This is a genomic window from Streptomyces sp. NPDC048718 (assembly GCF_043198875.1).
In the GTDB taxonomy this organism is placed as follows: Bacteria; Actinomycetota; Actinomycetes; order Streptomycetales; family Streptomycetaceae; genus Streptomyces.
The window spans coordinates 336,429-348,754 of record NZ_JBICVG010000006.1 but is presented as its reverse complement, the minus strand read 5'-3'; the positions used below and the strand labels follow the sequence as shown (position 1 = coordinate 348,754).

The window sequence follows — 12,326 nt, the reverse complement described above, 5'->3', positions numbered from 1 at the left end:
CGCTAGAACGGCGCCCGGGCGGTCACCGGCTCCTCGGACCCGGGCGTGAGCGCGGACAGGCCGCGGATCGGCCAGACCGGGTCGATCACCGCCTCCGCGTCTCCCTTGCGGCGCAGGAAGGCCTGGAAGTCCACGGCCCAGGTCCGGTACCAGCCGATCTGGCTCTCGTGCAGCGCGGCCGGGTCGAGGGCGGCGACGGCCGGGTGCCGCTCGGCTATCGCGATGGCGACCCGGACGGCGGCGAGTGCGTCGGCAGACGCCTGGTGGGCGGCGGTCAGCTCCACCCCGTACTCCCCGCAGACCGCTTCCAGGGTGCGCTTGCCGCGCCGGTAGCGGTCCACGGCCCGGTCGATGGTGTACGGGTCGACGACCGGGCCTATCGCGGCCCCGCCGAGCCGCTCCTCCAGGGAGGGCAGCCCGTGCCGGCGCAGCTCGGCGGCGAGCAGGGTCAGATCGAAGGACGCGTTGTACGCGACGACCGGGACCCCGTCCCGCCAGTACCCGGTGAGGGTCTCGGCGATCTCGTCCGCCACCTCGCGGACCGGACGGCCCTCGGCGGCGGCGCGCTCGTTGCTGATGCCGTGGATCGCCGACGCCTGTTCCGGGATGCGGATGCCCGGGTCGGCGAGCCAGTCCCGCTGCCGGACCACCCGCCCGCCGTGGACGCCGACGACCGAGGCCGTGACGATCCGGGCCTCCAGCGGATCGGTGCCGGTGGTCTCCAGGTCGAAGCCGACCAGTGCTTCCGCATGCCAAGCCATCGGGTCCTCCTTACGTGATCTCCCCCGTGGTGATGTTCACCCTCGCACGCACCACTGACAATCCGCCGCGGGCGACGGCTCGGGCGACGGCTCGGGCGCGGGGTCGGGCGCAGGGCCGGGTACGGCGCCGGGCGTGACACCGACTGTGGGTCGGGTGTGGGTCGGATGTGGACCGGAAGGCGGTCCGGCGGTCAGGAGACCGGCCGGGAGTCGAGCCACACGGACTCGAATTCCTCCCGATATATCGAGAAAAGTCCGTTGTCCTCGTCGGCGTCGGCGGCCCCGCTCGGCCGCACCATGTTCCGTCCGCCGCCCCGCAGCACCAGGACCGGTGCCTCCATCCCGCGCGCCTTGCGCAGGTACGACTGGACGACGGCGACCCCGTCGGGGCCGTCCCCGTCGACGAGGTACGCGGTGAAGCGCGGGGTCTCGTCGAAGACGTGGATCTGGAAGGCGCCGGGGTCGCGCAGCCGGGAGCGGACCCGCCGCATGTGCAGGATGTTCATCTCGACCGCGCGGCTCAGCTCACCCTTCTTCAGGCCCAGCTCGCGTTCGCGCCGCTTGACGGCGCTGCTGGCCGGATTGAGGAACAGCAGCCTTATCCGGCAGCCCGACTCGGCCAGCCGGACCATCCGGCGCCCGGAGAAGTTCTGCACGAGCAGATTGAGACCTATGCCGGTGGCGTCGAGCCGGCGCGCCCCGCCGAACAGGTCCTCGGCCGGGAGCTGCCGCTGGAGCCGGACCCGGTCGGGGTGGACGGAGACCACGTCCGCGTACCGGTCGCCCACCAGGTCCTCGACCGCGTCGACCGGCAGCCGGTCCGCCGAGGGCACCCCGGCGCCGCTGCCCAGGATCTCCAGGAGGCGGGCGGAGGCCCGCTCGGACTGGGCGAGCACGGTCAGCGACAGGGCCCGGTTACGGGAGACGACATTGCGCGTCACCTCCAGCTCGTCGAGGGCCAGCTCGACCTCGCGCCGGTCGTCGAAGTACGGCTCGAAGCACGGCCAGTGCTGCACCATCAGCTCGCGCAGCTGGGGGAGGGTGAGGAAGCTGAGGACGTTGTCGTCGGCCGGGTCGAGCAGATAGCCCTTGCGCCGTGAGACCTCGCGGACCGCCACGGCCCGCTGGACCCACTCCTGCCCGGCGGGTCCGGCGGCGGCGACCACCCAGTCGTCACCGTGCACCGGTTCGTAGACGGGGCGCAGCACCGCCGCGACGACGGCCCGCAGCCGCTGCTCGACGAGATTGAGCCAGATGTACGCGCGGCCGGCCCGCTGGGCCCGGGTGCGCACCTCGCTCCACGCCTCGGCGCCCCACTCCAGCTCGGCCCCGATCTCCACCGGCCGGGCGACAGAGACCGCGCCGGGCGGCACCGTCGCGGGCTCGGCCGCCCCGCCGTCGCCGCCCGCCTCGCCTGGGGGCAGCTCCAGCTCTCCCGAGCTCACCCGCGCACCGCCTTCTGCTCCCGGACATCCGATCCGGCCCACCGGCCGGACAACCCGCCACTACCACCTGACAACGATCAAGGAAGGGTACTCCGGGACCGGGAGCCGACGCAGCAGGATCGTCCGGGGCTTTGCCCAACTGCCCCGATCCGGGCCCAGGTTCCCGGGGTCAAGATCGTCCGGAGTGAGCGGATTCATAGGGGTACGCCCCACTGTCGCACCGCTCCGCCCCGCCGGACCCGCCCCGCGCGGCACGGCCTCCCACCGAGGGGCGACGGCGAGGAACCCGATGTTGACCGCCGGGAACGGACCGGCCGGGATCCCCCGATTCACCGGGCTTCCCGGCGCGTATTCAGGCCGGCCGCGCATCCGGGCCGTCCGCGCCCACGGCGGCCATCCTCCCGCGATCACCCATCCGGAGGAATCAACCTCCTAGGAGCTTGTCCGCTTTTCGGGCAGGATCGGCCTTTCGGACCGGGTCGGCCCGTAGTGCGGTCTCCCCGCCGCGTCCGGCTCGTGCCGTTGCCGTTGGCGTGCGGTCGCCGTGTGCCGTTGCCCGCCCCCGGATCAGAAGTGGGAGAGGTTCGCCTATGCAGGTCTGGCCGGGACAGGCGTATCCCCTGGGCGCCACCTACGACGGCGCCGGTACGAACTTCGTGGTCTTCTCCGAGGCCGCCGACCGTGTCGAGCTGTGCCTCCTCGACGACGACGGGACGGAGACGACGGTCGAGCTGCGCGAGACGGACGCCTTCGTCCGCCACGCCTATCTGCCGGGGGTGATGCCGGGGCAGCGGTACGGCTTCCGGGCCCATGGTCCGTACGCGCCGGAGCGCGGGCTGCGCTGCAATCCGGCGAAGCTGCTCCTCGACCCGTACGCGCGGGCGATCTCGGGCTCGGTCGCATGGGGGGAGGCGGTGTACGGCTACCCGTTCGGACGTCCGGACGCGCGCGACGACCGCGACTCGGCACCGCACACGATGACCTCGGTGGTGGTGAACCCGTACTTCGACTGGGGCGACGACCGCAGACCGCGCACGGAGTACCACCACACCGTCATCTACGAGGCGCATGTGAAGGGCCTGACCATGCGTCACCCGGATCTGCCGGAGGAGCTGCGCGGGACGTACGCGGGGCTCGCGCATCCGGCGGTGATCGGACACCTGAGGGAACTGGGGGTCACGGCCTTGGAGTTGATGCCCGTCCACCAGTTCGTGAACGACCACCGGCTGGTGGACTCGGGGCTCTCGAACTACTGGGGCTACAACACGATCGGCTTCTTCGCCCCGCACAACGCCTACGCCTCCTGGGGCGACCGGGGCCAGCAGGTCCTGGAGTTCAAGGCGGCGGTCCGGGCACTGCACCAGGCGGGCATCGAGGTGATCCTCGACGTGGTCTACAACCACACCGCCGAGGGCAACCATCTGGGTCCGACGCTGTCGTTCCGGGGCCTGGACAACCCTTCCTACTACCGGCTCGCGGAGGACCAGCGCTACTACATGGACACCACCGGCACCGGGAACTCGCTGCTCATGCGCTCCCCGCACGTCCTTCAGATGATCATGGACAGTCTGCGGTACTGGGTGACCGAGATGCATGTGGACGGCTTCCGCTTCGATCTGGCGGCCACGCTGGCCCGCCAGTTCCACGAGGTGGACCGGCTGTCGTCGTTCTTCGACCTGGTGCAGCAGGATCCGGTGGTCAGTCAGGTGAAGCTGATCGCGGAGCCGTGGGACCTGGGCGAGGGCGGCTATCAGGTGGGCAACTTCCCGCCGCAGTGGGCCGAATGGAACGGCAAGTACCGGGACTGCGTCCGCGATCTGTGGCGCGGCGAGCCGCAGACGCTCGCCGAGTTCGCCTCGCGGCTGACCGGCTCCTCGGATCTCTACCAGGACGACGGACGGCGACCGCTCGCCTCGGTCAACTTCGTGACCTGCCACGACGGTTTCACGCTGCGCGACCTCGTCTCGTACAACGAGAAGCACAACGAGGCCAACGGCGAGGGCAACCAGGACGGCGAGAGCCACAACCGCTCCTGGAACTGCGGGGTGGAGGGCGAGACCGACGACATCGGGATCCGGGAACTGCGGGCCCGCCAGACCCGTAACTTCCTCGCCACCCTGCTGCTTTCGCAGGGCGTGCCGATGCTCAGCCACGGCGACGAGTTCGGCCGCACCCAGGGCGGCAACAACAACGCGTACTGCCAGGACAGCGAGGTCTCCTGGGTCGACTGGCCCAAGCCTGGGGCCGAACCGGAGGCCACGCTGCTGGAGTTCACCCGGGCGATGGTGCGGCTGCGGCGCGAGCATCCGGTGTTCCGGCGCCGGCGCTTCTTCCACGGCCGGCCAGTCGAGGGCACCCACGACGAGCTCACGGACATCGCCTGGTTCACCCCGGAGGGCGAGGAGATGACCGCCCGGGACTGGCAGGCGGCGCACGCCAAGGCGCTGACGGTCTTCCTCAACGGCGACGCCATCTCCGAGCCGGGCACCCAGGGCGAGCGGATCACCGACGACTCCTTCCTGCTGATGTTCAACGCCGAGTCGGAGCACCTGGACTTCGAGGTGCCGGACACGCACGGCGAGCGCTGGCAGGTCGTCGTGGACACCTCCCACCCGGAGGGCATGCCCCCGGAGCGCGGGCCGGAGGTCACGGCGGGCGAGCGGGTGACGCTCGCACCGCTGACCCTGACGGTGCTGCGCCGCCCCGCCTGACCCGTACGGACCCCCGATGCTCGTCGCGCGGGGCGGCCGACCGAGTGAGCCGAACGGGTGAGCCGGGACGGCCGCGCGGGTCCGGGCCACCCCGGCCAAGGGCGTCGACACCCGATCGGACGCGGGCCGGGATGACAGGGAAGGCGTGCGGCGGGGTACGTACGTTCCCATGACGTCCCCCTCGCAGCGGGCGCTGCCCACCGCCACCTACCGGCTCCAGCTCGGGCCGGACTTCCCCTTCACCGCTGCCGCGCGCGCCGTGCCGCACCTGGCCGGGCTCGGCATCTCGCATCTGCATCTGTCGCCGGTATGGGAGGCCGTGCCCGGTTCGGCGCACGGCTACGACGTGACCGACCCCCGGCGGGTCCGGGCCGAGCTGGGCGGCGAGGACGGGCTGCGGGCCCTCGCGGCGACGGCGCGGGAGCACGGCCTCGGGCTGGTCCTGGACGTGGTGCCGAACCACATGGCGGCCTCGCCCCGGCACAACCGCCCCCTGTGGGAGGCGCTGCGGGAGGGGCCGGGGTCGCCGTACGCCCGCTGGTTCGACATCGACTGGGCGGCGGGCGACGGGCGGGTCCTGATGCCGGTGCTGCCGGCGCGCCTGCCGGACGTCCGGGGCCGGCTGCGGGTGACGGACGGGATGCTCGCGCTCGACGGGGCGGACGGGGCGGACGGTCCGGTGTTCCCGCTGCGGGCCGGTACGGAGGGACTGCCCCTGGACGAGCTGCTCGACGCCCAGTTCTACCGGCTCGGCTGGTGGCGGCTGGCCCGCACCGAGCTGAACTACCGGCGCTTTTTCACCGTCGCGGATCTCATCGGGGTGCGGATGGAGGACCCGGAGGTGTTCGCGGCCACCCACGCGAAGGTGCGGGAGCTGGTGGCGGACGGGGTGGTGGAGGGGCTGCGGATCGACCACCCGGACGGGCTCGCCGACCCCGAGGACTATCTGGCCCGCCTTCAGGAGGCGACCGGCGGGCGGTGCTGGATCGTGGTGGAGAAGATCCTCACGGGGGACGAGTGCCTTCCCGGGGCGTGGCCGGTGGCGGGCACGACCGGCTACGACGCGCTGCGGCGGGTGGACGGCCTGTTCACGGATCCGCTCGGCGCCGAGGAACTTGCCGATCTGTACCGGGAGTTCACCGGCCGGGCGGGTGACCGGGGCGGCTACTGGGAGGCGACGGCCCGGCGGGCCGCGTACAAGGTGGTGACCCATGAACTGACCTCCGAGGTCGTCGCGCTGACCCGCTCGGCGGCCCGGATCTGCGCGGCCGAGCCCCCCTTGCGCGATCACGCGCCCTGGGCGCTGCACACGGCGATCCGTGAACTCCTGGTCCGGATGCCGGTCTACCGCCCCTATCGCGCGGGCGGCGAGCGGGTTCTCACGGCGGAGGCGGTACAGGGCGCGAAGGCGGCGTTCGCGGTACCGGAGGAGGCGACGGCGGTGGACGTCGTGCGCGGCCTGGCCCTCGGCGCGTACGGGGACGGCCCCGGACAGCGGGCCTTCCGCGCCCGGTTCGCGCAGACCTCGTCGGCACTGCGGGCCAAGTCCGTGGAGGACACGGCCTTCTACCGCTACACCCCGCTACTCAGCGCCAACGAGGTGGGCGGCGATCCGGGCCGTCCGGCGGTCTCGCCGGAGGAGTTCCACGCCTTCTGCGCCCGGCTCGCCCGGGACTGGCCCGCGACGGGGACGGTGCTGAGCACGCACGACACCAAGCGCAGCGCGGATGTGCGGGCCGCGATCGCGGTGCTGTCCCAGTGCCCGGGCCGCTGGGCGGAACTGTTCGCCGAGGTGACCGCCCGGACCTCGGACGTCCCCGCGCCGGATCCGCATCTGGCGTGGACGGCGTGGCAGACCGCGTTCGGCTTCGGAGCCCCGGACGCGGAGCGGCTGGGACCGGCGGTGCTGAAGTCCGTTCGGGAGGCCGGGCTGCACACCAACTGGACGGAGCCTGACGCCGGTTACGAGCGGACGGTGGCCGACTTCGTCGCGGCGGGGCCCGGCCGGATCCCGCTGCGCGGCCCCGCCGGGCCGGCGGCCGGTCTCGAATCGCACATCCGGACCCAGATCCTGGGCGCCACGCTGGTCCAGCTGACGATGCCAGGGGTGCCGGAGCTGTACCAGAACACCGAGCGGGAGTACCGGGCCCTGGTGGACCCCGACAACCGGGCACCGTTCGCGGCCGGTCCGGACGACGACAAGACGGCGGTGGTACGGGCCGCGCTGCGGCTGCGCCGCGACCGCCCGGAACTCTTCGGCCCGGCGGGCACGTACACCCCGCTGACCGCGACCGGTCCGGCCGCCCGGCACTGTGTCGCCTTCGCCCGCACCGGGCAGGTCCTGACCGCCGTCACCCGGCTGTCGCTGCGGCTCGCGGAGACGGGCGGCTGGCAGGACACCACGCTGGTGCTGCCGGAGGGCCGTTGGTCCGATCTCCTGGACGGAGTACGGGAGTTCACGGGCGGCCCCGACACTCCGGTGAAACTGGCGGAGCTGTTCGAGGCCCGGCCGGTGGCGCTGTTCGCGCGGGCGTGAGAAGAGAAAGTGGGGGACGAGGAGAGCGAGAGGACTATCAGACGAAGGGAATCGTTAAGAAGGAAGCCCTCTCATGGCCTCGCCCCGGGACCGACCGTAACACTCAGGCGGGGATCAGGTCGCGCAGATTTCCGGGGGTGATCACCCGCGAGCCCGGCGCCAGGCCGTCGAGCGGCTCCAGACCGAGGTAGACGACCGGCTCGTCCGGCACGGTCCGCCCGTCCGCCACCGTGATCCGGGCGCCTTTCCCGGCCATCAGGTCCAGGAGGTAGCGGAGCGTCAGCGGGGTGCGCTCGACCAGACCGCGGACCAGGATCGCGAAGGACACCCGGTTCCTCTCGGCGGTGTTCGCCGCCGGGCTGCCCTTGAGATACAGGTGCAGCCAGCGGGCCTGCCAGCCGCCCTCGTCGCCGCGCTCGAAGACGAGCGGCAGCGCGATCCGGCCGGGGCCGCGCAGATCGGACTTCATCCGCACGGTCCGCGGCTCATAGGGCCGCCCTCCCTGGGCGGCGTCGCGCAGCATGAAGCCGAAGAACGACTCGGCGACCTCGTCGAACCCCTCGCCGGAGTAGATGTTCACGTGCGGCACGATGAACCGGCCGTCCACCGCACCGAGCCAGAGATCGATGAACTCCGAGGCGCCGTCCGGCGCTTCGGTGACATCGCCCGAGTGCGTGCCCGCCACGGACCGGAGGTTGGTGTACGACAGCCAGGTCTCGGTCGCATAGTCGTCGCGCAGGACCAGCGCGGACAGGTCGTAGTCGGTGGTGCGCGCCGCCTCCTTCCAGTAGGTGAAGAAGCGCAGGAGCTCACCGTCGACCGGGGAGAGCGAGCCGCGCGGCAGGGTGCCGAGCCCGGCCGCCGCCGCCCGGCCGCTCAGCGGCAGCGCCACGTCCAGGATGTCCGGGTCGACCAGCAGGTGCGCGGGCGCGTCGAGCCGGCGCCGGATCTCGGCGTCGAGCACGGCGAGGACCCGCTCGCATACGGCGGACGGGATCGGCGCGCGGGTGTCGTCGGCCACCCAGGCCCCGCCCGCGCGGTTCACGAACACCCGCTGGGGCACGGTCTGTTCAGCACGATTCTGGAGGTGCTCGCGCACGGAGAGCAGAACCCGTCCCGACCCGCCGGGCACGGCCCTCTCGACGGCGGCGAGTACGGCCTCGCGCTCCCCGTCCCCGGCGGCGGTGCGCAGCAGCCGGTCCAGGGAGCGCAGCAGCAGGCCGGGCGCCTCGCGGGCGAGCAGTCCGGCGGCCTCGGCGACCTCGCCTCGGCCCAGCAGTTCCTCGACAACGGCGGCGAGCGAGGGCACCTTGCGCTCACCGCGCGCGATCGCGAACACCTCGGCCGCGTGCGGCCACTGGGGGTACTCGTGCGGGTGCAGCCGCTCGCCGAGCCGCTTCCACTGCTCGCGGTACGGCGCCACGTCGGCGTACTTGCCGGGGGCTTCGGCGAGCACCGCGTCGAGCCCGGCGAGCAAGGCCCGCCGGTGCGGCCGGGACAGAGCGCGGAAGCGGGTGCGTTCGCGCAGGGTGACATCACCGTCCGCGAGCGCGCAGGCCAGCCGGAGCACATCCGTCACGGTGTCGAGGAGCGGCGCGCAACCGGCCATCAGCCGTGCCTTGTTGACGACCGCGCGGCTCTCCCGGATCGGGATCGTGTCCGGCTGGGGGCCGTCGGCGCAGTGCGTGGCGAGCACGGCGAGGTCGGCGAGGTGTTCCGGGCCGAGCGGAGTGGTGCTGCCGGCCAGCGCGCGGTAGAGGTCCGCGACCTCGTCCTCCAGGGGTCCCCCGAGACCGAGGACGGTCACCCGGTCCCGGGCGGAGGCGGTCAACTCGTCGTGGGCGGCGAGCATGTCCTCGTAGGTGTGCTGGTAACGGCCGTACGTGGGCAAGCTCAGCAGGTCGAGGTGGCCGTGACGGAGCTGATCGAGGACCCGGGTCCGGGTCTCCTCGTCGGCGGCCAACGCCTGGGCGACGCACGCGGCCCAGAAGTCCAGGGTGTCGGGCACCCCGGCGGGGAAGTCCTTGAAGTAGACGTTGTGGCCGACGTGGTCGCCGACCAGTTCGCGGACCGTGGCGAGAGCGCGAGCGGCGATCGTCTCGACCGCCGGCCGGTCGAGCCCGCCGAGCGCGGCCATGAGCCCGCCGGACAGCTTGAACCCCACGGACATCAGAGCGACGTCGAACTGCCGGACCGCGTCGGCCCCTTGCCAAGCGCTTCCTTCCGGGGCGTTCCGCTCAAGGGCCTTTCCCTCGGGGGCGGGGACGCGAAGGGTGTGCCGGACGACCAGTCGTTCGAGTGTGTGCGCTATGGGGTGTTCCATGGCGGCATGTTCGCAGGCCCCCGCACCCGCCCGCACACCCATTTCATCCGGCCCCCGTTTCTCGGCGCGGGTCGACGTCCGTCCTGCTATCCGCCCGGACGGACGACGAGGCTGCGGGGCGCGCGGGTGACGACTCCGGCGCGTACCGGGCGGAAGCCGTCGGCGAGCCGGAGCCGGGGCATGGCCGAGAACAGGGCACGCAGCGCGTACTCGGCTTCCAGGGCGGCGAGGGTGACGGCGGGGCACGGACCGGAGCCGTAGGTCAGTTGGGCGGGGTCGGCGCGGTCCGGGTCGAAGCGGTCGGGGTGCCGGAAGCGTTCCGGGTCGCGGCCGGCCGCGCCGAGCAGCAGCGCGACGGGCGCGCCGGACGGCAGCACGCCCCCGCTGACGTGGATCTCGCCGCGCGTACGGCGCAGCACGATCTGCACCGGTGGCTCACGCCGCAGGGATTCGGCCCAGGCCCGGGCGATGAGGTCGGAGGGCGCGTCGCGCAGCGCCGCGGTCTGCTCGGGGTCGGTGAGGACGTCGGCGAGGAACCCGGCCAGAGCTTTCTCCCGGACGCCGATCTGTCCGGTGCACTGGCCGGCGAGAGCGGCGGCGGCACGGCCCCGGACCAGCCGCATCATGTCGCGGTACGGGACGCCGACGGCGGCGGCGACGGTGCCGGCGGGCAGCCAGCGGCAGAAGTCGGCGACGAGGTCGACGAGCGGCCGGCCGACGAGACGGTGGGCGAGGACGAAGGCGGTGCGTTCGGCGACGGCCCGCAGTTCGGCCTCGTCGACGTCCGTGTGGGTCTGGGCGCAGGGCGGATCGCCGGGCCGGTGCCCGTGGGTGAACCGGGAGTCGGTCAGCGCGCCCGCCACGTCCGCGTACCGGCTGAGCACCCAGGCTCGCAGCAGCGGGTCGTGGGTGAGCGGGAACTCCTCGCGCAGGACCCGGTACGTGCGGTACGGATCGCGCGCCGCCCCCGGCGCGAGCGGACTCGGCGGCACTCGGCGCGCACCGGGCCGCAGGGCCCTCTCTGCGGGACGGGCCGCCGGCGCCATGGTGGGCAGCCGGGCCCAGAGGTCCCGCCAGGGCGCGCGGTCGTTCCGATGCCCGAGGGTACTGCGGCCCGGCCCGCCGTCCGGCCGACCGGACGGCATTGCCTCGGCCGCACCGCCGGGCAAGTCTTCGGCCCCGTCGCCGGGCGTGCCGCCGGGCACTTCGTCGGGCACGCCACCCGTCTGCCGCTCGCTCATCTCGCCCCCTCACCGGATCCGCGCCGCCCATCACCTTCCCCTCACAGCACCACCGGCCCCACCCGACCGCAGCAGATATACCGCCGGCCGGGTGAAATGGCCCTACCGCCACGCCTGGGTACGAGCCCCCAACTGCCGCGCTCACGTGCGGGCCCCTTCTCGGAGGCACCGTGAGCGCGGGCCACCCACCTGACGACGCCAGCAGCTTGGCTCATATCGTCGACTGGGTGATCGAGACGCGGTCTGGCATCCGCCTTCTCGAACGTCGGTCAACTTCTTGGTAAGGGCTGAAGCCTCTGACCCCGCACATGATTCTCTGACTAAGGTCAGAGAATGGACACGACGCAGATCGACCAGGTGCGGCAGTTCAACCGCACCGTCACCGAACGTGTGGGCGTACTCCACGACCGCTACCTAGGCCGCGATCGGCCCATCGGTGAAGCCCGGCTGCTCTGGGAGATCGGTGAGGAGGGCCGGGACGTGCGGCAGCTGCGCGAGCACCTCGCGCTCGACTCCGGGTACGTCAGCCGGCTGCTGCGCTCCCTGGAAGCCGACGGCCTGGTGACGGTAGAGCCGCAGCCCCGGGACAGGCGGGTGCGCACCATCAGGCTCACCGATGCGGGCCGCGCCGAGCGCGCGGTGCTCGATGGCCGCAGCGACGAGTTGGCCGGCTCTCTCCTGGAGCCGCTCAACACGGCCCAGCGCGCCCGGCTGACCGCCGCCATGGCTGAGGTCGAACGGTTGCTGACCGCTGCGACGGTCACGCTGGACGCGGTCGACCCGGACCACCCCGACGCCCAGCACTGCCTGCGGTCGTACTTCGCCGAGATTCAGGCACGCTTTGAGACCGGCTTCGACCCCGCGCGGAGCCTGCTGCCTGACGCGGGCGAACTCCGGCCACCACGCGGCCTGTTCCTGGTTGCCCGGCTACACGGAGAGCCCGTCGGCTGCGCCGGCCTGAAGTTGCCCCCCGGCGCCCCGGCCGAGATCAAACGCATGTGGGTCGCGCCCCGCACCCGGGGCCTCGGTCTCGGCCGCCGGTTCCTGACCGAGCTGGAGACTCAAGCCGCCCGGCAAGGCTGCGAGGTACTCCGCCTGGACACCAACAAGGCGCTCACCGCGGCGATTGGCCTCTACCACTCCAGCGGCTTCCAGGAGGTCGCCGCCTTCAACGATGAGCCGTATGCCCACCACTGGTTCGAGAAGCGGATCAGCACACCACCGTTCGGATGAGGGCCCAGGTGGACTGGCGGCTTGTCAGGCGGCTCTGGCCGGGTAATCGGTCCCTGATCGGGTCGCCGAGTCGGGC

The 12,326-nt window shown here is 72.7% G+C and carries 7 protein-coding genes; 3 read left to right on the top strand and 4 right to left on the bottom strand.

The window, feature by feature from the left end; genetic code table 11:
• Positions 1–2 precede the first annotated feature (2 nt).
• Together ACGFRB_RS14255 and ACGFRB_RS14250 are read right to left on the bottom strand one after the other, a co-directional pair.
• A complete protein-coding gene (locus tag ACGFRB_RS14255; RefSeq protein ID WP_363007538.1) occupies positions 3–761 on the bottom strand; it encodes a 3'-5' exonuclease in 759 nt (252 codons plus the stop codon).
• 191 nt (positions 762–952) lie between these two features.
• Positions 953–2,206 (bottom strand): SAV2148 family HEPN domain-containing protein, encoded by a 1,254-nt coding sequence (locus ACGFRB_RS14250; protein ID WP_393242946.1) that lies wholly within the window; start codon positions 2,204–2,206, stop codon positions 953–955.
• A 590-nt stretch (positions 2,207–2,796) separates the two neighbouring features.
• Between ACGFRB_RS14250 and glgX the strand changes: the two genes are divergently transcribed.
• Positions 2,797–4,917, top strand: coding sequence for a glycogen debranching protein GlgX (gene glgX / locus ACGFRB_RS14245; protein ID WP_393242944.1), 2,121 nt, complete (start codon positions 2,797–2,799; stop codon positions 4,915–4,917).
• Positions 4,918–5,086: 169 nt separating this feature from the next.
• On the top strand, positions 5,087–7,453 hold the full coding sequence (gene treY / locus ACGFRB_RS14240; RefSeq protein ID WP_393242942.1) for a malto-oligosyltrehalose synthase: 2,367 nt from the start codon (positions 5,087–5,089) through the stop codon (positions 7,451–7,453).
• Positions 7,454–7,556: 103 nt separating this feature from the next.
• Here the strand turns inward: treY and ACGFRB_RS14235 are convergent, their stop codons facing one another.
• Both ACGFRB_RS14235 and ACGFRB_RS14230 read right to left on the bottom strand, forming a co-directional pair.
• Entirely contained in the window at positions 7,557–9,764 is a 2,208-nt protein-coding gene (locus ACGFRB_RS14235) for a hypothetical protein (RefSeq protein WP_393243122.1), read from the bottom strand.
• Positions 9,765–9,862: 98 nt separating this feature from the next.
• Complete coding sequence (locus ACGFRB_RS14230; protein ID WP_393242940.1) at positions 9,863–11,017, bottom strand: cytochrome P450; 1,155 nt, start codon at positions 11,015–11,017, stop codon at positions 9,863–9,865.
• Positions 11,018–11,350: 333 nt separating this feature from the next.
• On the opposite strand from ACGFRB_RS14230, the gene ACGFRB_RS14225 reads away from it, so the two are divergent.
• Positions 11,351–12,250 carry a GNAT family N-acetyltransferase gene (locus tag ACGFRB_RS14225; RefSeq protein ID WP_393242938.1) on the top strand — a complete coding sequence of 300 codons (900 nt, stop codon included), beginning with the start codon at positions 11,351–11,353 and terminating at the stop codon, positions 12,248–12,250.
• The last annotated feature ends 76 nt before the right edge of the window (positions 12,251–12,326 follow it).

Excerpts from the sequence above, each read along its gene's own strand:
- ACGFRB_RS14225 (WP_393242938.1), top strand. The coding sequence starts at position 11,351 with ATGGACACGACGCAGATCGACCAGGTGCGGCAGTTCAACCGCACCGTC.
- ACGFRB_RS14255 (WP_363007538.1), bottom strand. The coding sequence starts at position 761 with ATGGCTTGGCATGCGGAAGCACTGGTCGGCTTCGACCTGGAGACCACC.
- treY (WP_393242942.1), top strand. The coding sequence starts at position 5,087 with ATGACGTCCCCCTCGCAGCGGGCGCTGCCCACCGCCACCTACCGGCTC.
- ACGFRB_RS14230 (WP_393242940.1), bottom strand. The coding sequence starts at position 11,017 with ATGAGCGAGCGGCAGACGGGTGGCGTGCCCGACGAAGTGCCCGGCGGC.
- glgX (WP_393242944.1), top strand. The coding sequence starts at position 2,797 with ATGCAGGTCTGGCCGGGACAGGCGTATCCCCTGGGCGCCACCTACGAC.